The 21,620-nt window shown below is 67.4% G+C and carries 20 protein-coding genes; 3 read left to right on the plus strand and 17 right to left on the minus strand.

The features are described 5' to 3' along the window. Positions 1–37 precede the first annotated feature (37 nt). Together ACFC0O_RS43120 and ACFC0O_RS43125 are read left to right on the plus strand one after the other, a co-directional pair. Complete coding sequence (locus ACFC0O_RS43120) at positions 38–406, plus strand: Rv2175c family DNA-binding protein (RefSeq protein WP_364643746.1); 369 nt, start codon at positions 38–40, stop codon at positions 404–406. 117 nt (positions 407–523) lie between these two features. Continuing rightward, positions 524–817, plus strand: a complete 294-nt coding sequence (locus ACFC0O_RS43125) for a hypothetical protein (protein WP_375968103.1) — start codon at positions 524–526, stop codon at positions 815–817. Between the two features lie 69 nt (positions 818–886). Here ACFC0O_RS43125 and ACFC0O_RS43130 read toward each other — a convergent pair whose 3' ends face one another. The 10 genes from ACFC0O_RS43130 to ACFC0O_RS43175 all read right to left on the minus strand — a co-directional run bounded on the left by ACFC0O_RS43130 (position 887) and on the right by ACFC0O_RS43175 (position 9,959). Continuing rightward, on the minus strand, positions 887–1,612 hold the full coding sequence (locus tag ACFC0O_RS43130) for a lysophospholipid acyltransferase family protein (protein WP_364643749.1): 726 nt from the start codon (positions 1,610–1,612) through the stop codon (positions 887–889). Between the two features lie 164 nt (positions 1,613–1,776). Then, positions 1,777–2,781, minus strand: coding sequence for an ROK family protein (locus ACFC0O_RS43135; protein ID WP_364643752.1), 1,005 nt, complete (start codon positions 2,779–2,781; stop codon positions 1,777–1,779). Continuing rightward, positions 2,778–3,668: a hypothetical protein gene (locus ACFC0O_RS43140; protein WP_375968104.1), complete on the minus strand. Its 891-nt coding sequence runs from the start codon at positions 3,666–3,668 to the stop codon at positions 2,778–2,780. Before ACFC0O_RS43140 ends, ACFC0O_RS43135 begins: the two co-directional genes overlap by 4 nt. Next, positions 3,665–4,927 carry an ArsA family ATPase gene (locus ACFC0O_RS43145; protein ID WP_375968105.1) on the minus strand — a complete coding sequence of 421 codons (1,263 nt, stop codon included), beginning with the start codon at positions 4,925–4,927 and terminating at the stop codon, positions 3,665–3,667. Before ACFC0O_RS43145 ends, ACFC0O_RS43140 begins: the two co-directional genes overlap by 4 nt. A gap of 32 nt (positions 4,928–4,959) precedes the next feature. Continuing rightward, positions 4,960–5,397 carry an SRPBCC family protein gene (locus tag ACFC0O_RS43150; protein ID WP_364643761.1) on the minus strand — a complete coding sequence of 146 codons (438 nt, stop codon included), beginning with the start codon at positions 5,395–5,397 and terminating at the stop codon, positions 4,960–4,962. Positions 5,398–5,441: 44 nt separating this feature from the next. After that, a complete protein-coding gene (locus ACFC0O_RS43155) occupies positions 5,442–5,831 on the minus strand; it encodes a polyketide cyclase / dehydrase and lipid transport (protein WP_364643764.1) in 390 nt (129 codons plus the stop codon). Positions 5,832–5,897: 66 nt separating this feature from the next. Then, positions 5,898–7,061 (minus strand): glycosyltransferase family 4 protein, encoded by a 1,164-nt coding sequence (locus ACFC0O_RS43160; RefSeq protein WP_375968106.1) that lies wholly within the window; start codon positions 7,059–7,061, stop codon positions 5,898–5,900. 77 nt (positions 7,062–7,138) lie between these two features. After that, the gene (locus ACFC0O_RS43165; protein ID WP_375968107.1) at positions 7,139–8,143 is read right to left on the minus strand and encodes a hypothetical protein; all 1,005 of its coding nucleotides are present in this window, start codon (positions 8,141–8,143) and stop codon (positions 7,139–7,141) included. A gap of 19 nt (positions 8,144–8,162) precedes the next feature. Beyond that, on the minus strand, positions 8,163–9,128 hold the full coding sequence (locus ACFC0O_RS43170; protein ID WP_375968108.1) for an NlpC/P60 family protein: 966 nt from the start codon (positions 9,126–9,128) through the stop codon (positions 8,163–8,165). Positions 9,129–9,365: 237 nt separating this feature from the next. Further along, entirely contained in the window at positions 9,366–9,959 is a 594-nt protein-coding gene (locus ACFC0O_RS43175; RefSeq protein WP_364643776.1) for a C40 family peptidase, read from the minus strand. A 586-nt stretch (positions 9,960–10,545) separates the two neighbouring features. Between ACFC0O_RS43175 and ACFC0O_RS43180 the strand changes: the two genes are divergently transcribed. Beyond that, positions 10,546–12,276: a DEDD exonuclease domain-containing protein gene (locus ACFC0O_RS43180; protein WP_375968109.1), complete on the plus strand. Its 1,731-nt coding sequence runs from the start codon at positions 10,546–10,548 to the stop codon at positions 12,274–12,276. 33 nt (positions 12,277–12,309) lie between these two features. Here the strand turns inward: ACFC0O_RS43180 and ACFC0O_RS43185 are convergent, their stop codons facing one another. The 7 genes from ACFC0O_RS43185 to ACFC0O_RS43215 all read right to left on the minus strand — a co-directional run bounded on the left by ACFC0O_RS43185 (position 12,310) and on the right by ACFC0O_RS43215 (position 21,612). Beyond that, positions 12,310–12,693 carry a nuclear transport factor 2 family protein gene (locus ACFC0O_RS43185; protein ID WP_375968248.1) on the minus strand — a complete coding sequence of 128 codons (384 nt, stop codon included), beginning with the start codon at positions 12,691–12,693 and terminating at the stop codon, positions 12,310–12,312. A 125-nt stretch (positions 12,694–12,818) separates the two neighbouring features. Next, positions 12,819–13,943, minus strand: coding sequence for a serine/threonine-protein kinase (locus ACFC0O_RS43190; protein WP_375968110.1), 1,125 nt, complete (start codon positions 13,941–13,943; stop codon positions 12,819–12,821). Positions 13,944–13,988: 45 nt separating this feature from the next. Next, entirely contained in the window at positions 13,989–14,999 is a 1,011-nt protein-coding gene (locus ACFC0O_RS43195; protein ID WP_375968111.1) for an acyl-CoA dehydrogenase, read from the minus strand. Between the two features lie 117 nt (positions 15,000–15,116). Continuing rightward, complete coding sequence (locus ACFC0O_RS43200) at positions 15,117–16,661, minus strand: acyl-CoA carboxylase subunit beta (RefSeq protein ID WP_375968112.1); 1,545 nt, start codon at positions 16,659–16,661, stop codon at positions 15,117–15,119. A gap of 12 nt (positions 16,662–16,673) precedes the next feature. After that, positions 16,674–18,224, minus strand: coding sequence for a phytoene desaturase family protein (locus tag ACFC0O_RS43205; protein ID WP_375968113.1), 1,551 nt, complete (start codon positions 18,222–18,224; stop codon positions 16,674–16,676). Next, complete coding sequence (locus ACFC0O_RS43210) at positions 18,221–19,297, minus strand: 3-oxoacyl-ACP synthase III family protein (RefSeq protein ID WP_375968114.1); 1,077 nt, start codon at positions 19,295–19,297, stop codon at positions 18,221–18,223. The genes ACFC0O_RS43205 and ACFC0O_RS43210 overlap by 4 nt, the downstream gene beginning before the upstream one ends. Beyond that, positions 19,291–21,612: a beta-ketoacyl synthase N-terminal-like domain-containing protein gene (locus tag ACFC0O_RS43215; protein ID WP_375968115.1), complete on the minus strand. Its 2,322-nt coding sequence runs from the start codon at positions 21,610–21,612 to the stop codon at positions 19,291–19,293. Before ACFC0O_RS43215 ends, ACFC0O_RS43210 begins: the two co-directional genes overlap by 7 nt. Positions 21,613–21,620 lie beyond the last annotated feature (8 nt).

The following is a 21,620-nucleotide window of genomic DNA, read 5'->3' on the forward strand; positions in this document are numbered from 1 at the left end:
TGCGGCGGACGCGGCGCGACCGACTACCGTAATCCCCGTGAGTGCCATCCCCTACAGCAATGATGTCCTGCCGGAATCGGTCACCGTGCTCCCCCTCCCTGACGTGGCGGAGCTGCTCGGCGAGTCGGTCACCCGCGTACACCAGATGCTGCGCGAACATCAGCTGATCGCGGTTCGCCGCGACGGCGTTATCGCCGTCCCCGAGGAGTTCTTCGACTCCCACGGAGCAATCGCCAAGCATCTCACCGGGTTGATCACCGTCATGCGCGACGGCAAATACACCAATGAGGAAATCCTCGAGTGGATCTACACCGAGGACCCCTCACTGCCGGGCCGTCCCATCGACGCCCTGCACGGCGATCTGGCCCGCGAGGTCATTCGCCGCGCGGCCGCCGACCCGTTCTGAGTCGGCTGTAGTACCCGCCCCCGGCGTCGGGGGCAGGGGAAACGCGGTCTGTCACAGCGGGATCGGGGTCTGAAAAGGTCGCGGGTGAAATCGCAGCCCGATCAAAGGACCCGCTTCATGCGTGCTCTGCTTCCCGCTTTCAGAACCGCCGTCGTCATGACGGCCCTCGCCGGGGCGGTGGCGAGCGGCACCGCGATCGCCACCGCGACCGCACCCGATCCGGCCGACAGCGCCCAGCTCGTCGCAGCCGGTCCGGCTGATGCCCAGTTCGTGTACACGAGCGATACGGGCAGCGCGGTGCTCGACCTGCTGACCATGTTCTTCAATCTGCCCACGGGCAGCCTGCAGAAGCCCTGCCCGCTCGTGTTCGCGGACTCGTGCGCGATGCGCCCGCCGACCAGCGGTAGTTAGAAGTCCGCACCCCGGATATGGCTCGGGCCCCGAGAGTTGCTCTCGGGGCCCGTGTCTGGCTGAGGTGACTCAGCCCGCCATGGTCTGGGGGATGCGGTCCGCGTCGGGGCGGGTGCCCGAGGGGACGTTCTTCTTCAAGCTGGCGGCGTAGACGTCCACGTATTCCTGGTCGCCCATGCGCATCAGTTCGTACATGATCTCGTCGGTGACGGCGCGCTCGACGAAGCGGTTGCCGCCCATGCCCTCGTAGCGCGAGAAGTCGATGGGCTTACCGAATTTCACGGTGACCTTGCGGGGACGCCAGCGGAACGGTCCGGGCGGGCAGACCTCGTCGGTGCCGATGAGGGCCACCGGGATCACCGGGACGCCGGTTTCCAGGGCGAGGCGCGCGACACCGGTCTTGCCCTTGTAGAGGCGACCGTCCGGGGAGCGGGTGCCCTCGGGGTACAGGCCGACCAGGCGGCCCTCGTCGAGCAGCTTGCGCGCGGTGTTGAGGGCGGACTCGGCGGCATCGGCGCCGGAGCGGTCGATCGGGTACTGCCCGGTGCCGGAGAAGAAGAACTTCTGCAGGCGACCCTTGAGACCGGGGGTGGTGAAGTACTCGGCCTTGGCCAAGTAGGTGATGCGGCGCGGGCTCGCGAGGGGGGTGAACAGCCAGTCGGTGAACGACAGGTGGTTACCGGCCAGAATCGCGGCGCCATCCGGGGGGATATTCTCCACGCCCTCGACCTTGGGTCGATTGATGAGCGAGATGAATGGTCCCACCAAGACGAACTTCAGCAGCCAGTAGAACATTGCGTCCTTTCCCCTGTTTCGATACCCGGGACCGGCCTCGTTGCGGGCACCACACTCTCTTTGGCGACTCTACCGCCGAGACAAGCCGGTGACCAACCGCCCACTGCCCGATGTGTCCGGTTCACCGAGTATTTACGTCAAGGACGGCGATTCGCCCGGGAGTGTCACCGACCCGAGGGACCCGCGGGCACCGCATCACGCTGCGCCTCGAGCGCGGCCCGCGCGAGTTCGGCCGCACCGATCATGCCCGCCGCCTCACCGAGTTGCGCGGTCCGGATGCGCGCCAGGCGGCGATGCCTGGCACCGGTGATCGACGCCGCGTAATGATCCCGCGCATCGTCCAGGAACAGCGGGGCCGAGGAGCTCACGCCACCGGCGACCACGATCAGATCCGGATCGAAGATGTCACTCACGAACGCCAGCCCCAAGCCCAGCCAGCGCGCGAAATCGGCCATGACGTCCAAGGCCAGCGGATCGCCGTCCTGTGCCGCGCCCGCCACCCGGCGACCGGTGAGCGAACCGGGATCGCGGCCCGCGTCGCGCGCCAGCATGGTGGAGCGGACCGGATCGGTGGCCAGCATCTCCAGCGCGGTGTCCACCAGAGCCGTTCCGCTGCAATACCTTTCCCAGCAGCCGCGTTTCCCGCAGGCGCAGGCGCGACCGTTCGGCACCACCTGCAGATGCCCGAGTTCGGGTGCGACGCCATAGCTTCCGCGATACAGCCGCCCATCGATGAGCAGCGCGGCTCCTATACCGGTGCCGATGGCCACCAGCACCACATTGCGCCCGCCCGCCGCCGCGCCGAACCGGTATTCGGCCCACAGCGCGGCATTGGCGTCGTGTTCGAGCACTACGGGCAGCCCGAGCCGATCGGTGAGCCGCCGCGCGACCGGGGCGTCCTCCCAGGGCAGATGGGGTGCGAAACGCACTGTCGCACGGTCCTCGTCGACGAATCCGGCGACGGCCAGGCCGACCGCGCCGATGGCGTGGCGGCCGCACAGTTCGCGCACCACTCGCGCCAGCCCGTCCTCCAGGGCCCGCGCGGACTGCGGTGTGGAGGCGGTCACGGTATCGAGCACCTCACCGGCCCCGTCCACGACCGACGCACGAATATTGGTGCCGCCCACATCGATTCCGACAGTCAGCGGCACCTGTCCACCGCCCCTCATGCCTTGATGGTCACGTCGATGGGGACATACCCTGCCCGCGTCGCCCCCCGCCCGCGACCCGGCTCGCTCGCATCCCCCGGTCGCCCGGCCGCATCCGGCCCGCGTCCGAAAGATCGGCTGCCGCTCGCGGTCTCACGCTCGCGACGACCCGCGCTCACCCCGCTCTGCGCGTCCGTGCCGGAGGCGTCACCGCCCGCTCGGCGGGCGGCGGTGTCCGGCGCGCCCGGTGCGGGGGCTCCGCTCTCGGGGCCGCCTTCCGCGCCCGCGCGACCCGCGGCGGGATCCGCCGTTCGATCGCTTTCGGCCTGCGCGCGTGCGTGTTCGGACCGAATCCCCTGTGCGCCGGCGGCGAAGCGGGCGATGAGCCCGGCCAGCGCCGCGCTCGCCCCGGTATGCGTTCCGGCGGCGCGGCCGCGAGCCGCGGCCGTATCCGGCGCTTCATCGGTGGCGGAATGGCCTGCGGCATGGTCGAATCCGTCGGCCTCATCGCCGGTCCGCGCACCGGAATCGGCCGGGGCCGCGCCGTGACCGAAGGAATGATGTAGCCAGGCTTGGTATTCCGGTGATTCGGGATCCAGATCCGGTGGCAGCACGGGTTCCACGGGGACACCGGCGAGCGCCTCGCGCAGCACCGTCACGATGGCGGTGCCGTGATCGGCGATGGCCGCCACCACGTCATGGTGTTCCCCGCGCACCACGGCCGCCGCCGCGCAGACCGGGCACCAGGCGCAGCTGGACCATTGGGTGCGGCCGTCGGCGGCGGTGCGGCGCAACACCGGTTCGACGCGTTCGAGGACGGCCTCGGCGAGCAACCGGAGTTCCTCGGCGAATTCGCTGAAATTGTCGTCGGGGTGGCCGGATCGCGGATGGCCCTGCGTCGCGGTCATTTCGGCCAGACCTCGGGGTCGGGACGGAAACGGATCACCAGTTGATCGCCGTCGAGTTCGGCGGCCTCGACCGTGCACCGCCGCAATACCGGCGCCAGCCGCAGCCGGCGCCTGACCCCGTCCGCTCCCACGATCAAATCGTCCTCCACTCGTCCCAGCTGCAGGGTCGACGGATCGACCACGGGTAGATGCATGCGCATGGCGAACACCGAATGCACACCCGTTCCCGCTTCCAGCCGCACTACCGGCCCGGCCGAAACGAACGGCATCCCGTCCACATCTGAGCCAAGCATAGGGACCGGACCCGGTCCCACCCAGTTACCACTCGGATCGACCGCATAGGACAGTGCCGTTAACGAGCTCAGGCCCACGGGTTCGGATCCGGCGTGGGTTACCACCTGCACGGGAATGCCACCCATGCGTTTGCGTAGATCGGCGATCACATCCAGTTGTTCCCCGCGACGGTTGAAATACCACTGCACGGCGGGATGAATATTCGCGCCGTAGTCGGGCGCGGCGGTCTCCGGGAGGACTTTGTTGACCAGGACGGCGATCAGGCGCAGGCCGAGCAGGGCGGCGGCCGAGCGCACCCGCGCGGATTCGGCGACGGCGACCTGTTCGGGCGCGGTGACCAGGCGGGCATTGGTGCGGGCCGGATCGGCGATGAGATCGCGGGCCGCGGTCACCGACGCCACGATCTGCTCCACCGTGACCGCGAGCACCGCGCGCCGCAGATCCCCGCCGACCGCGGTGAGCGTGCGCGAATGCGCTGGCCAGACCCGTTCGAGATAGCCGAGCAGGGTGTCGGGGGCGGTGAGAATGCGCAGCATATCCGCCGAGGGCGGGCAATCCAGGATGATCACATCCCACTGCCGGGTCTTGCTGAATTCGGTGATCTCCAGCAGTGCCAGCAGTTCCTGCACGCCGGGCAGGCCGGTGAGCTCGGCGGGATCCAGTGCGCCGACATCGATTCCGTGATCGTGCCCGGATCCGGACAGCATGAGCACCACGGTGCGGAAGCGATCCTCCAGCAGCGCAAGGGAATCCACTTCGATCACATCCAGGCCCGGCTGCACGGCCGCCACCCCGGGCACACTGCCCGGCTGGTGCGCGAACCGGAATCCCAGTGCGTCACCGAGGGAATGGGCCTGATCGAGGGAGGCCAGCAGCACTCGCTGTCCGGCGCGCGCGTAGGCGAGTGCGGTCGCGCACGCCAGCGTCGTCTTTCCCACCCCACCCTTGCCGACGAACAGTTCCACACGGGTGGCAGGTCGCTCGGGCCTGCTCGCGGTCAGCCTTCGACCCGTTTCTTGAGTTCCTTCAACGCCGTATCGGTAATGACCTTCTCGGCCTTGCGTTTGAACATGCCGATCATCGGAATGTTCAGGTCCACGGTGAGTTCGTACACCACCTGGGTGCCGCCCTCGGGCAGGGTGATCAGCTCGTAGCTGCCGTCCTGCGCCTTCTGCAGATCACCGCTGACCAGGGTCCAGCTGACGGCCTTACCGTCGGGACGCCAGTTGTAGGACAGCGTGTAGGTGTCCTTCACGACGCCCGCGTCCAGTACGAAACGCGCGGTGCGCGCGCGGCCGTCCGGGAATTTGTCGAGCACCTCGACCGAGCGGGCCGCGGCGACCCATTCCGGATACGACTCCAGGTCCGCGATGACGGCCAGCACCCGATCAGTGGGGGCGTCGATCACGATCGACCGTTGAGTGCGATCGGCCATGGGTGGCAACGCTTCCTTTCGGAGGGGGCGGAACTACGAGTGGTCTACTGCGCGGCCGCGGGGGCGACCCCGGCCTTGCGACCGGCCTCGAGCCGGGCCTTGACCTCGAAGGACATCTTCTTTCCGGCAACCCGATGGGTGCGATTGAGCGCCAGCAGATCCCGCGGCGACAAACCTTCGAGGCGCTGCGGTTCCGCGTGCATGAAGTAGTGCAGGATCACCCCGTCCAGCATGGGTTCCAGCCACACCTCCATGGTGCCGGTGGCCGCCCCGCTGATGGTCCAGCGAATCCCCTTGTCGGCCCGGTCTTCCCGCACCTGCAACTGCAGATCCGGCCACCACTGCCGCCACCGGCCGCGATCGGCCAGCATCTCGCCGACGACGGTGCCGGGCGCGGCGATAAAGGTCTGGTCGGCAACCTGGATACTGCTCACGCGGTGAGCCTAACCCAGAGTCCGCCCACGCTCGATTCGCCTCCGCCTCACACCGCTCGGCCGAGGTCAGTTCAAGGTGATGCCCGGAGTCGAGCGCACCGGCGGGTCGAGTAGATCGCGTAGGCGTTCGCCCATGCGATCCCAGCGCCACTGCTGTTGGACCCAGGCGCGCCCGGCGTCGCCCATGCGGGCGGCGGCGTCGCGATCGGAGAGGACATCCACGATGGCCTTGGTGATGGCGGCGGTGGAGCGGCCGTTGACGACGTAGCCTGTCTCACCTTCGCGGACCGTTTCGGGAGCGCCGCCCGAGTTGCCCGCCACCACGGGCACGCCGGAGGCGGAGGCTTCGAGGAAGACTATGCCGAGGCCCTCGACATCGAGGCCGAAGCCGCGGGTGCGGCAGGGCATGGCGAAGACGTCGGCGAGGGTGTGATGAGCTGCCAGTTCGGCAGCGGGGACGCGGCCGGTGAAGACGACATCGTCTGCCACACCGAGGGTTTCGGCGAGGGTGTGCAGTTTCTGTTCGTACGGACCGCCGCCCGCGATGACCAGGACCGCGCCGTCGATCTGCTTGCGAATGTCCTGCATGGCGACGATCAACGCGTCCTGGCCCTTGCGCGGGACCAGCCGGGACAGGCACAGGATGGTGGGACGATCGCCCAGGCCGTAGCGCTCGCGCAATTCGGCGCGGGCGGCCGGATCGGGTTTGAAGACCTCGGAATCCACGGCGGGCGGCAGATATTCGAGGGCGGCCTGTGCGCCGAAGGCGGCGGAGAAGCGGCGGCGCGTGTATTTGCTGACGTAGGTGATGACATCGGTGTTGTCGCCGATGGCGCGCAGGGCCTGGCGCGCGCCGGGCAGCATGGACCAGCCGACCTCATGCCCGTGCGTGGAGGCCAGAATGCGTTCGGCTCCCGCGCGGCGCAGCAGCGGTGACATCAGGGCCAGTGGTGCGGCCGCACCGAACCAGACCCGATCGCACTGTTCATCGCGCAGCAATTTCGCCGCGCGGCGTGCCACCAGCGGTGTGGGCAGCATCAGCGTGGTGGGATGCCGGACCACTTCGAAGGGCTGCTCCGCGTCGAACTTCCAGTGGCTGTCGCCCTTCCAGCGGGGCGCGTAGACCACGAGTTCATCGGGCGGTAGCTGCATGGCCAGCGCGTGCACGTAGGACTGGATACCTCCCGGTCGTGGCGGGAAATCATTGGTAACCAGCAGCGTTCGCCCCATGCGATCAACCTACTGCACCGGCGGCCGCGACTCGCCCCGGCCTGAAACCTCGCGCACCCGCAGAGTGGCGTGTCGCGTCAGGCGCCGGGGGTGGTGCGGGCGGTGATCCAGGAATGCCAGCGCGCCAGCAGGTCCGGATACCCGATGGCCAGGGTGTTCTGCACGATCGCCGCCACGGCCGCGTTGTCCTTGGGGCCGGTCGCCAATTGCCGGTAGAGCGAGACCAATTGGGCCTCGCCGAATTGATCGGCGATAAAAGCGCAGGCGGACCAGGCCTGTTCGTAGACCGCGGCCGCCTCACCGCTGGCGGGTTCGAAGGCCGCGTCGGCAGGCAGATCGGCGGGGAGAGTACCCGCCCGCGCCCGCGTGGTGAGGGTGGGAGCGACCTCTTCGATGGGCTGGCGCATACCGCGATGCGCGACATATTCGGCGAAGCCCTCGAGCATCCACTGCGGTGAACGGTCGACGGTCACCGCACGCGTCGCGACATGGGTGAGCTCATGACGCAGCACCGAGCGCAGTCCGTCCGGGCCGAGCCGCCGCCCGGCTTCGGATCCGAAGACGACCCGCTGACCCGTCGGTTGCGCACCCGGATGAAAGGGATCGGCGACCGTGGCCGCGGCGACTTCGGCGGGTACCGCACCGGTCTCATTGGTGAGCGCCGCGAATTCGGCTGGGCTGGAAGCGACCACCACCACCGGAGCCTGCGACCAGTCCGAACCCCAGACCGCGCTGACCGCCGTGGTGGCCGCGCTCAACTCCGCGGCGAGCACATCCATATCGCCGCTGCGGGCCGGATGTCCAAGCACCACACCGACTTTGCCCGCCCCGGTGCCCACCGGTTCGGAAATCACCTTGCCGTAGGAGTCCATCAGCCGGTGCAGCGCCGATACCTGCGGATCGGTGGCGACCAGCGCATCGCCGCCGGGCACCACCGCGCGAATCTTGGGCAGTACCGAATTGGGCAGCATGAGCAGGGCACCGCAGGCGGCGGTCAACCCGGTCACCATGACCAGGGTCAGGCAGAACTGGAACCGTCGTTTCGCCGACAACCAGCCGCGTACCTGCCGCAGTGCGCTCATTGCCACCTCGTGGTGTTGGTCAGAATCGTCGCGCCGAGTGGAAAGGTGTCGATCCCATCGGTGCCACCTGGACGGGCACTCCGAATGTGGAGGCGTGCAACATCAAACCATTGCCCGCGTAGATGCCGACATGCGAGATATCGGAATAGAAGAAGACGACATCGCCGGGCCGCAGATCCTTCTCATCGACCGGTGTGCCGTAGGAGGCCTGCTGCTGACTGGTGCGCGGCACATTCTTGCCGACCTGATGGAACGCCCACTGCACCAGACCGGAGCAGTCGAATTGTTCCGGGCCGACCGCGCCCCAGACATACGGCGCGCCGATGCGGGTGAGCCCGGCGGCCAATGCGCTGGTGCCGCTGCCCGGAACCAGCCCGCGCAGTAGCGAATCCCGGTCGAAGCCGGGCGGGAACATCGAACCGGCAAGGGCGGAGCGATCACTCGCGGAGAGCTGACCCCATGCCGCGATGACCCCGGCCATGGAGCCCTGTAGTGAGGAGCGCTTGTTCTCCAGATCGACGCGCACGGCATCGGCCTGGGCGCTGGCCGCACGCGCCGCATCGGCGGCGGTGCGGGCAACGGCCTCGGCCGCGGACGCGGTGGCGCTGACCTTCTGATATTGGCTCAGTTGATCATTGGTGCGCGCACCGACGAAATCCACGATGGACATCTGATCGAGCAGTTGCTGCGGTGAGGAGCTCACCAGCAGCGAGGTGAGCCGGTTGGTACGGGAACCGAGCAGGGCCGAGCTGGCCGCGCGATCGATCACCGGCTGATATCTGCGAATCTCGGAGCGCGCCGCATCCAATGCGGTGGCGGCGTCCGCGGCCTTGGAATCGGCGTCCTTGGCGGCGGCGACCTTGGTGTCGAGATCGGACTGGGCGTTCAGGGCCTGCTGGTTGAGCTGTTCGGATTGCCGTGACAGATCGATCAGGCGCTGCACCGCTTCCCCGGCCGATGCCGGTGCGGCGACCGGATCGGCCATCGCGGGTCCGATGCCATTGGCTCCGACCAGGAGTACCCCTGCTGTGAGGGCTCCACCTACGAGTTTCTTCGTGCGATGTTGCGCTACCACCGTGGTGCCGTGTCCCGTTCTCTTACCCCGAGCTGGAAAAGAAGGTCTCGAATAGATTACGAAACGGCGACCGCTTGTGTCCAGCAGGACACGAAATCATTACGGTCGCCGTTCGCTCACAGGTCATCCGACCTGCGGATCTTCGATTCAGATTCGTCGCGCGCCGGCGAACGGCATGGACGAGATCGGGGCGACCTTGACCGGCTGACCGGAGGTCGAGGCGTGCACGACATTACCGTCGCCCACGTAGATGCCGGAGTGGCTGCCGCCGTAGAACGACACCACATCGCCGGGCTCGAGCGAGTCCTCGGAGATGGCGTAGCCGGCGTTGAGCTGGTCATAGCTGGTGCGCGGCAGGCTGATTCCGGCCTGCGCGTACGACCACTGCACCAGACCGGAGCAGTCGAAGGCGTTCGGGCCCGCGGCGCCGTACACGTACGGATCGCCCAGTCGGCTCATAGCGGCGTCCACGACCTGCTGGCGCGGGCTCACCTGGGGAGCGGGGGCCGGGGCGGCCGGGATCTCGACGCCCGGGATGGCGGGCAACTGCACCGGAAGCGATTCCGGGACACCGGGGATGCCGGCGGGGAGCTGGATCTGATCCGGGACGTCGAAGGTTCCGACGCCGGGGATGGTCACCGGCTGCGCCGAGGCAGGAGTGGCGGGCAGCAGCAGCGCACTCAGCGTGGCAGCGCCGACGGCACCGGCCGAGAGGGCCCGCTTGACGGTCTTGGTCGCCATGGTGAGGTACTTCCAATCTGCCCCGCGACGCCGCACCGGTTTGGTGGGTCGGACTCCGCGAGGTCTCAGGAAGATTACGAGCCGATAACGGTGGTTTGTAAAGCTGCGCCCAACGGACGATGGCTCGAAATAGTTACAAGCCAACATTTCGGTGCGACAAAAGTCACAGCAATCACGAAACGATAACAGCGACCAATTCGGCGGGAGCTTCCGCTGAGCTACCAGTCAGTAGGGAAGGGGTCGTGATGACCCCTCCTTGCAGGACAGATTCCGAATAACAGCAGGTCGGAGATGCCTTGCCCGACCAGGCTCTGACCGGCGGACTTGCAAACCGTGCTGAGGCGATCCTCACCGCGCCAGCACGCGCCGGACACTGACCCGGACAGTGCGTCACACCCGCTCGGATTGATCCACATTATGAATCAATGTGACCCTGACCACATTTCTGCATATTTGCTCAAATCGGGGATTTCACCCCGCAAATCTCGATTGCGAATTCCGACATTTCCCCTGGTCGATGAAATCGGGCCGTTACCGGGGGTAACGGCTTCGAACCTGTCGGACCCCCGGCCTACGCTTGCGGGTCGTGTCCGAACAGCTGGCCTTCGATGAGCTCGAAACACCGCTCTATGACACAACGTTCGTGGTCGTGGACCTGGAGACCACCGGAACCAGTCCCGAAGGCGATGCCATCACCGAGATCGGCGCGGTGAAGGTGCGCGGCGGTGAGGTGCTCGGCGAGTTCGCGACCCTGATAAACCCCGGGTACGCGATTCCACCGCAGATCGTGCAGATCACCGGGATCACCACCGCGATGGTCATCGACGCGCCGCGCATCGAACAGGTGCTGCCCGGTTTTCTGGAGTTCGCGGCCGGGGCCGTACTGGTCGCACACAACGCGCCTTTCGACACCGGCTTCCTGCGCGCCGCGGCCGCGCGCTGCGAACTGCCCTGGCCCGCTTTCCAAGTGCTGTGCACGGTGCGGCTGGCGCGGCGGGTGCTCGGGCGCGATGAGGCCCCCTCGGTGAAGCTGTCCTTCATAGCGGAACTGCTCGGCGCGCAGACCCGTCCCACGCACCGCGCGCTCGATGACGCGCGCGCCACCGTGGACGTGCTGCACGCGCTCATCGCCCGGGTGGGCAATCAGGGCGTGCACAGCCTCACCGAGCTGCTGGACTATCTGCCGGAGGTGACGCGCCGCCAGCGCGCGAAACGGACTCTCGCGGCGGACCTTCCGGCCACCCCCGGGGTCTATCTCTTCCGGGGTCCGTCGGATGAAGTCCTATATATAGGAACCGCGGTGAATCTTCGCCGCCGTGTCCGCAACTATTTCACCGGTTCGGACACCCGTCCGCGCATGCGCGAGATGGTGCAGCTGGCGACACGAGTCGATCATGTCGAGTGTGCGCACGGGCTCGAGGCGGGTGTGCGCGAACTCCGGCTGTTGCTCGCGCACACTCCGCCGTACAACCGGCGCTCCAAGTTTCCGCAGCGCGCGTGGTGGCTCAATCTCACCGACGAATCGTTCCCCCGGTTCGCGGTGTCCCGCACCCCCGTCCGAGACTCCCTCGGCCCCTTCACCTCCCGTGCCGATGCCATGGAGGTGGCGACCACGATCGCCGAGAATTCCGCCCTGCGCACCTGCACCACCCGCATCCCCCGCGACGGCGCGCACGATTGCCCGCCCGCCGTGGTCGGCGGTTGCCCGGCGAGCGCCCAAAACAGACCCCTATATATAAAGGAGTACGCGCACGCCCCGGAAGCGGTCCGCGCCCTCTTCTCCGGCGATAGCGACGCCATCCTGATCGCGATCCAGGAAAAGATCGAATTCCTTTCAACCGCAGAACATTTCGAGGCCGCAGCCCGTCTGCGGGACCGCACGGTCACTGTTATCCGGGCCCTGCGCCGCACCCAGCGCCTCGCCGCCCTCACCCGCATCCCCGAACTGATAGCCGCCCACCCCGACGGAGCCGGTGGCTGGCAGTTCGCGATCATCCGCCACGGCCGCCTCGCCTCGGCGGGCAACGCGCCCCGCGGCATCTCCCCCATGCTCACCGTCGACCGGCTCGCGGCCGCCGCCGAAACCGTCATCCCACCCCGCCTCAACTCCCCCGCCGACCCACCCGTCCATCCCCCACTGCACGGCGCACTGCCGGAAGAAGTCGGCCTCCTGGTCCGCTGGCTCGAACAACCCGGCACCCGAATAGTCCGAACCACCGACGGCTACGCCGAACCCCGCCTCGGCGCGGGCCTCTGGCTGGAGTGGCTGGAGCGCGCGGAAAACGCACGCAAACTCGACGACGCACAGCCGTCATAGCGAACCTGCAAGGCCCCGATGCGGGCCCGAAACCTAGCAGGAACTCACCGACTCCGCCCCGCCCCCTTCATAACCCACCCCGAGAACGTCCAGCACCGCGGCGGTATCCCGATAGAACGGCCGAAACCCGGCAATAAGCCCATCCCGAAAAGTGATCCACTGAACCAACTCCGTCTCCAGCCCCCGCCCCGTAGCACGAGCCGTCAATCGCCCCCGACTGTGCACAACCACCACATCCCCCTCCACGACAAACCGCTGCTCGAGGAATTCCAACGCACTCCAAGCCTTCCCGAAAGCCTCCAAGAACTCAGCGAACCCCTCAGCCCCCCGCCACTCCCCTCCATACGGCAGCACCCCGGCCTGAGACATCACAACATCAGCCGCCAAATAAGCAACCATCCCCCTCAACCCCCGCATCCCCACGAACATAGGCAGCCTCGGCGTCATAGAACTTCTGCAAAACGGCAAGCGAGTCGACGGTCATCCCTCGATCCTCGCCGCACCCGTCGCACGGTTCCGGCGGTAATCCGCCGCGGCGCTCGTCAGAAGTCGACCGTGGACGTGAAGCCTTGAACGGGAGCGATTTTGATCGGCATTGCGATTGCTGCCCCCGCAGCGGTGGTCGGTTCCATCGACTGCCGGTGGCCCGCGCTGGATACGCCGCGAATCAGAGCGATGACGAGAGCCAGCAGGATCAGGAGCGATACCGCGATGAATACGATCGCTCGTACGGGGCTACCTGATTCGGCTGGTTCGGCCGCCGGGGACTTCGGCGGCGCTGAAGCCGGCGGTTTCGGCACGAGATGCCGAGGGTTGATCATGGTGGCGCGATCCGCCGAAGTGAGCGCTCGCTCGGTCTCGGTTGCGAATTCCATGCAGTCGGAGAATCGGTGGCCGGGTGATTTCGCCATCGCGGTGGCGATCACTTCGTCCAGGCCGCCGGGCAGGTCCGGGCGAAGCGCGGTCGGGCGTGGCGGTGGTGCGGTGAGGTGGGCCGCGAATACCGCGGCTTGATCCGATCGCGGGAATGGTGTTTGCCCGGTGAGCATTTCGTAGAAGGTCGCACCGAGCGAGTAGACGTCGGCACGAAGGTCGACGGGGACGCCTTCGAATCGTTCCGGTGCGGCGTAGGCGAGGCTGGCCATGACCGTCGACCGTGTCGCGGTGTCGTCCAGGCTGCGGGCGATTCCGAAATCGGCGACCAGCACCTGCTCGAGATCATCGATCTGTTCGATGAGCAGGTTGGCCGGTTTCACATCCCGATGTAGCACCCCTTGGCGATGCGCGAAGCCAAGCCCGCGTGCGGCTCCCGTGATCAGGTGCAGCGCGCGATCGGCGGGCAGTCGGCCGTCAGCGCGTGCGATCAATTCGGCGGTGTCCCCGCCCGATACGTAGCGCATGGCCAGCCACAGCACCGGATCTCCGGGACCGCTGCGGTCATGTATGGCAACGATATTGGGGTGTTCGAGCCGCGTCACCACTTCGACTTCACGCTCGAAACGCGCCCGCGCCTTCGGATCCGCGCTCAGTGCCGAATTGACGACCTTGAGCGCCACCTGCCGCTGCAGCCGCGGATGCTGCGCCAGATACACCTGCCCCATTCCGCCGGAGCCGACCAATTTTCTGATGGTGTAACCGGCGAACACCGTCCCAGGCTCGAATGCCACCCCTGACAACACCTTCCACAACTCGATACCTCGGTGAACCCTACGTCAGGATTCGGGGGTGGGTGTGAAGGCTTGTAGGAGGGTGGATTTGATGGGGGTGCGGGTGGTGCAGACGAGGGCGAAGGTTGCTTCGCGCATGAGTTGTTCGGCGGGGGTGTGGGTGAGGGTGGAGCGGCTGCCGGTGGTTACCACGGCGGCTGCGGCTGCGGTGAGGGCGGCTTGGGATATTTCGGCTCGGAGGGAGTGGGTCAGGGCGGGGTTGCCGAGGGCGGTGGCGTATTTGGTTCGGAGAGAGGCGAGTTGGGCCGCGTAGGGGGTGGCGTCGATCGGTTGAGTTGCCAGATAGCGGTTGATGCGGATGAGGATGCCGAGGGAGAGGGCGCCGTTGATCCAGTCGCTGAGGGGGTTGGGGGCGGATTCGTCGACCGGTTTGATGGATATCAGGGTGGAGTCGGGGACGAAGGATTCGGTGAAGCGGAGGGCTACGGTGGCGCTCGCGTCGGCGGCGGTCAGAGGTAGGCGGGTGGCGGTGAGGGCGGCGGTGTCGTGGATCGGGATGAGCAGGGTGGCAACGGATTCGGTGCCGCTGGCGTGGACGCGGACGGCGGTGGCGACGGCGTCGATGTAGTCCCAGCCGGTGACGAAGGGGGCGGTGCCGGTGAGAAGGAAGCCGTCCTCGACGGGTTCGGCGAACAGAGTGGGATTGGCGCGGGCCGCCGCCCAGGAGACACCACAGCGGTAGGTGCCCGCGAGCATGCTGGGCAGGAAGCGCTCGCGCAGCGCTGCGTCGGGGCTGAAGGCGACGGCGCGCAGGGCTCCCAGGTGTTGTGCCCAGACGAAACCCGTTGCGAGACAACCGCTGATGATCGTCGCCGCGGTGTCGATGAGGATGTCCGGTGACATGCCCTCGGAGAGCGGGAATCCGTAGAACCCGCGTTCGGCGAGAGCGTCGAAATGCGCGGCGGGGATCTTGCCGGTGCGATCGACGTCCGCGGCCTGATCGTCGAGCACTTCACGCACGAGTGTTTCGGCCGCGCGTACCCAGTCCACACTCATTCGGTTCCCTCCCAGATCCCGATCGAGGCCCACCGTGAATTCGACATGGCGACCTCGGGCACAGGGAGACTACCAGTGCCGATATGGGCGATTTCGGGTGATTCGGCTCGCGCGGAGCTACTGCGGTGGGTTCCCATGCTTGCGGATCGGCAGTCCGACTTGCTTGCGCCGCAGCATCGCCAGTCCGCGAATGAGGGCGATTCTGGTGTCGGCGGGATCGATGACATCGTCGACGAGTCCGCGTTCAGCGGCGTAGTACGGGTGCATGAGTTCGGTGCGATATTCCTTGACGCGCTGCTGCCGCAGGGCTTCCGGATCGTCGGCGGCGGCGATCTCGCGGCGGAAGATCACATTGGCGGTGGCCTCGGCACCCATCACCGCGATCTCATTGGTCGGCCACGCCAATGCCAGATCGGAGCCGATGGATCGGGAATCCATGACGATGTACGCCCCGCCGTACGCCTTGCGCATCACCACCGAAATCCGCGGCACCGTCGCATTGCAGTACGCGTACAGCAGTTTCGCGCCGTGCCGGATGATGCCGTGGTGTTCCTGATCGACCCCGGGCAGGAATCCGGGCACATCGAGCAGGGTGACGATCGGGATATTGAACGCGTCGCACATCTGCACGAAGCGCGCGGCCTTCTCCGAGGCGGCGATATCGAGCACGCCCGCCAGCACGATCGGCTGGTTCGCGACGATCCCCACGAGCTGCCCGTCCAGGTGCGCGAAGATGCACAGGATATTGGCGGCCCAGTTCTCGTGCACCTCGAAGAAGTCTCCGTCGTCGACGATCTCCTCGACCACGGTGCGCATATCGTAGGGCCGGTTGCCGTCGGCGGGCACGATGTCGTAGACGCGTTCGCAGCGCCGATCCGGCTGGTCCGGGGTGTCGGCGACGGGTGCCGGATCGCGATTGTTGGCGGGCAGGATGGCCAGCAGGTATCGCACATCGTGCAGGCATCCGGCTTCGTCGTCGTAGGCGAAATGCGCGACCCCGGAGGTGTCGGCGTGCACATCCGCCCCGCCGAGCCCGTTCATGGTGACCTGTTCCCCGGTGACGGCGGCGATGACATCCGGTCCGGTGATGAACATCTGCGAGGTCTCGCGCACCATGAAGATGAAATCGGTGAGCGCGGGGCTGTAGGCCGCGCCGCCCGCGCACGGCCCCAGGATCACGCTGATCTGCGGGATCACCCCGGAGGCCGCGACATTGCGCTGGAAGATCCCGCCGAATCCGGCGAGCGCGGTGACACCCTCCTGAATGCGTGCTCCCGCACCGTCATTCAGTCCGACCAGGGGCGCACCGGCGGCCAGCGCCAAATCCATGATCTTGTGGATTTTCTGCGCGTGCGCCTCGCCGACCGCCCCGCCCATGATCCGGAAGTCCTGCGCGTAGACGAAGACGGTGCGGCCGAAGACGGTGCCCCAGCCGGTGACCACGCCATCGGTATGCGGTTTGCGGTTCTCCAGTCCGAAGCCGGTGACGCGATGTTTGCGCAATGCGTCGACCTCGTGAAATGACCCCTCGTCCAACAGGATCGAGATGCGCTCGCGGGCGGTGAGCTTACCTTTGGCGTGCTGGGCCGCGGTGGCGGCCGTATCCGGCCAATCCAGCACGCGTCGTTTGATATCGGCCAGTTCCGCTGTGGCTCTGCGCATTCGATACCCCTTTTATCTGGTGGATGCCTGAAAGCGATCGATGCGATCGAAGGCCGGTACGAAAACCGGTGCGCCCGCGACCAATTCGGCGGTCTGGATGCCGGAGCTGACCACGGTGAGCACCCCGCCGCCGGGCTGGGTCCAATGCCCGGAGAAGAAGAGCCCGTCGACGGGCCCGCGATGCGGCATCCGATCGGTGGAGCTCTGGTCCGGGGTGTGCGCCCAGCCGTAGATCGCGCCCTGCTGATTGAGCGTGTAGCGCTCCATGGTTCGCGGTGTTCCGGCTTCGGCGAAGTCGATATGCCCGCCGATCCCGGGTATCACCTGCTCCAGTTTCTCCAGCATGAGCTGCTCATAGCGCGGCTTGTGCGCCCGCCACGAGTCCACCGCGTCATAGGCGATGAGCGTGGACAGCGTCACCAGGTGTTTGGCCCGCCCGCGCAGCAGCGATGAATCACTCAGTGTCGGAACGGTTACCGCGAGCGCGGGCACCTCACCGGCATTCATGCGGTCGTAGACGATGTCGTGATCCCAGTGGTCGTACAGGAAGGTCTCGTGCGCGACGTCCATCTCCTCGAGCGGCAGATCGGTGGCCAGGAACACCACCGCCGCCGAGAGCGACGGGCGCATATCCCGCAGTCGCTTCGTATATTCCTGTCCCACAACGGCTTCACCGATCAGCTCATCGCAGGTCTGGAGCGGATCGGCATTGGAGATGACGGTCTGCGCGCGAATGCGCTGCCCATTGTCGAGGACGACCCCGGTGACGCGTTCGTTCTCGACGGTGATGCGCCGCACCGAGGTCTTCAGCAGCGTCTCACCACCGGCGGTGGTCAGGCTCGAGGCGATGGCGTCGACCAGATTCTGGAAGCTGCCGACGCAGTAGTAGACGCCCAGATCCACATAGTTCATCAGCATCGGAGCCCAGGTGTCGAAGGCCGCCGAGCTGGGCGGCACACCGAGATACGGCCACAGCGTGCCCAGCAGCGCCTTCAATTTCGGATCGCGCAAATGCTGATCGAAGACCTCTCCGACGGTCCGATGCCGGTATTCGTGCAGCAGCGGCAGTCCGGCCGCGAGCAGATCCTCGGACGGCAGATCCGGTGGCGTCCGCATCACCTCGCGGGCCAGCTGTGTCGAAAGCCGTTGCAGGCGGCGCAGTCCCAGCTTCTCCTCCGGAAAGAGCCGGGTGTGGACGTCGAGAAACTCGGGCCCGGTGGGGATGTCGACGCTGGTGCCGGGAAACATGGCCCGGTACAGCGAATCCAGCTGCCGAAACTCGCATCGATCGGCGACCCCGAGGTAGTCCAGCAGCAGCGGCAGCATGCTCGGAAATCCGCTCTCGGCGTGTTCGGCACCGGCGATCAGATGCACCGCCGAATCGAAGATCTGCCGTTTGTGCGTGAACGAGTGCGCATAGCCGCCGAGCCGGTTGTGCCGTTCCACCACCAGCACGCTGCGCCCGGTCTGCGCGAGCAGCGCCGCGGCGGTCAGGCCGCCCAGCCCGCTGCCGATGACCACGACGTCATAGCTGTCCCGTGCGGCATCCACCAGAATCGTCATCGCGGGCTCTTCTCTGCCGTCCAGGTCAACGCCATTCCGGCGTAAATCCAACGGCTGGTTTCGATTCCGAGCAGCAGCACCTTGTCACCCGGTCGAATGCGCCCGTGCTGCCAGGCGTCGTCGAGTGCGATGGGCACCGCCGCCGATCCGGTCGCGCCCACATCGGAGAGGTTCTCCATGATCTTGGATTGCACGGTCTTCCACTGTTCGGCGGACATGCCCGCGGATTCGAGTTCGGCGGTGAAGTAGGGCGCGTTCCCTTCGGGCAGTACGCATCCGGTGATCTCGTCGAGGGTCAGATCGCTCGCCCGCAGCAGGGCGTCGAGGGCTTCCACGAAGACCGTCGGCCCGAATTTCTCGGACTGCACGACATCGAGATTCAATCGCACCATCTGCCGTGCGGCCAGCTGTTCGGCGATCGGCGCGTGGGTACCGCCGCCGATGATGTGCATACCGGGCTGGCGATCACCGCCGATGCAGGCATTCACGCTGCCGTGCAATCGATCCGGGCCGTCGCCGGATGTCAGCACGACCGCGCCCGCGCCATCGCCGAAGTTGTAGAACGAGATTCGATCCCGCAACCGCACCGCCTCGGGATCGCCGCTGCGCAGATACGGGAACAGCAGCGGCGAGATGATCTCGCTGCCGATCACCACCGCATTGGCGTACCGCCCGGATTCCAGCATGCGCCAGGCGATATCGAGCGCCTGCACCGCGCCCGCGCAGCCCGAGCGCACCTCGACCACCGCGCAGCGCGTCAGCCCGAGCCGCGCCTGCACGAATGTGACCTGCGCGGGCAGATGGTATTCCGGGCTGGAGGTCGACATGACCAGCAGCTCGACCTCCCCGGGTTCGATCCCGGCGCGGTCGAGCGCCTGCCGCGCGGCCGCCTCCGCCATCTCCCCATTGCTGACCAGATGGCGGCCGGAGATCGGATCGATGGCCCAGTGCCTGCGCTGCACCTGCAAACCCTCGAGTACCTCGGGCGGCAGGGTTCCGCACAGCCCCGCCATATCGTCGTTCGTGAGCGGTGCGCCGGGCAGATACGCGCCAGTGCTGGCGATCGTCACCACGATGTACTCCTGTCGTCGGCGGTGCGCACCGGGGTCAGCACCACGCTGATATGGGTGCCGCCCGGCGAGGAACTGTTGATCAGCACCGGCTTGTCGAGCGGCTGTTCGGCCGCGAGCGCGATGGCCAGGTGCGCGCCCGCGCCGACCGGTTCGCCCAGCCACCGCTTCGGTGTCTCGACGAACGGCTCGGTGCTGTCGAAAACCCGTCCGATGGCGGCGAATTCGGCGGTGTCGAAGGCTTCGATCCCGGCCGCGTTGGATTGGATGCGCGTGACCTGCGCCGCGGTCAACCCGGCATGTGTCAGCGCGGCCCGCATGGCGCGTTCGAAACCGCCGCCGTCCGTATCGAATTCGCCGATGCCGCGACCGTCGGAGGCCATACCGAATCCGGTGAATTCCGCGCGCGGCACCGCACCGCGCGCCAGCGCCTTCGAAAGCGGTTCCAGCACAATGCCGTATCCGCCCTCGGTGGGAATGTATTCGGGTGACCGCGCGAACGCGGGCAGGCGCCCGTACGCGGTTTGCGCCGCGGCGCAGAAGGTATCGACGGCGGGCACCACGATGGCGTCGGCGGTGCCCCGGCGCAGCAGATCGCGCGCCACGCACAGCGCGGCCGCACCCGCGGCGTGCGCGGCGGTGAGCGTGGAGGTCACCCCGGTGAGCCCGAGTTTCATGGCGACCTGTCCGGCGGCGGCGTTGTAGACGGTGTTCGGGAACACCGCCGGATTGGCGCTCTCCGGCCCGGAGTCGACCAGCGGCACCACGAATTCCTCGATGCTGGCGAGCGGTCCGAGCCCGGTGCCGAGCACCACGCCGATGCGCGGTGCGGGTCGCTCCGCCCCGGCCAGTCCGGCATCGGCGAGCGCCATGGCGGAGGCCATGATGGCGTACCTGCCGAGCCGGTCGACGCGACGCCGTTCCCGCGGCGGCAGTTCCCATTCGGGGTTGCCGAGCAGTGCCGCGAACCGTTCGGGCCTGCGGTCGGCGGCCGAGTAGTCGCGGTAGGCGGTGTGCAGTCCTGCGATGGTGTTCCAGTCCGGGCCGAGCGCGGCCAGTCCGGTGATGACGATCGGTTCGTCGGCCGGTGCCGGAATATCGATCCGGCCGGGCAGTCCGAACAGGATGCTGGCGTTGGCCCCGGCGAACGCGAAATTGTTGGACAGCGCGGCCGCGGTGTCGAGGGGCCGCGAGCCGCCGGGCACCACATCGATGGCGCAGTGCGGATCGGCCTCCAGGAATCCGGCCGTGGGCGGCGCGGTTTGCTCGCGCAGGGCCTGTACGGTCACGATGCTCTCGACCGCGCCCGCCGCGCCGAGCAGATGCCCGATCATCGATTTGGTGCTGCTCAACAGGGTTTTCGAGGTGTCGTCGCCGAAAGCCGTTCGGACCGCGGCGACTTCGGCCGGATCATTCTTGGGCGTTCCGGTGCCGTGCCCGTTCACATAGCCGACGTGTTCGGACCGCACACCGCCCGAGGCGAGTGCCGCGACAATGGCGCGCGCCGCCCCCGCGCCTTCGGGATGCGGTGCGGTGGCGTGATATCCGTCCGCCGACAGCCCGTAGCCGAGCACCTCGGCGAGTACCGGCGCATCGTGCGCCGCCGCGATCTCCGCCCGGGTGAGCACCAGCATGCCGCTGCCCTCGCCGAGCGAAAGCCCATCGCGCCCTTTCGAGTACGGTGCGGCCGGATTGGGCGACAGCGATTCCAGGCTGTTGAATCCCGCGAACGTCACCCCCGACAGCGAATCGCTGCCGCCCACCAGCAGCGCGTCGGCGTGCCCGTCGCGCAGCAGTTCCACCGCGTGCGCGATGGCGTGCGCACCGGAGGCGCAGGCGGTGTTCACCGACAGCACCGGCCCGCCGAAGCCGAAGGCCGCGCCGATCACCTCGGCGATGGTCTGCGGTGATACCAGCAGCAGCTGTTCGAACGGTGCGGGCTGCCCGCTCGCCTCGGCGCGCAATGCCTGTTCCCCACTGACCAATCCACCGTTGCAGGTCGCGAACACCACGCCCCAGCGCTGCGGCGGCACGAGCTTCGCGAGTCCGCTGGCGGCCAGCGCCTCCTCGGCGGCGACCAGCGCGAAATCCAGCGACGGCTCCCGCACGACATCGGAAATCCCGGCGTACGAAGGCTTTACCTCCTCGGGCACCTCCCCCGCGAGCTTGGTCCGGTATCCGGCCATGGGCAGTCCGGCCACCGGGCGAATGGCGACCGCACCGGCCCGCGCACCCTCCCACAGCGGTTGCAGGCCGATGCCGAAGGCGGTGACGGCCCCCATTCCGCTCACGACAATGCGGTCGATGGTTTTCGACATGAGTTCCT

Origin of the sequence: Nocardia sp. NPDC056100 (assembly GCF_042266325.1) — a bacterium.
Lineage (GTDB): Bacteria > Actinomycetota > Actinomycetes > Mycobacteriales > Mycobacteriaceae > Nocardia.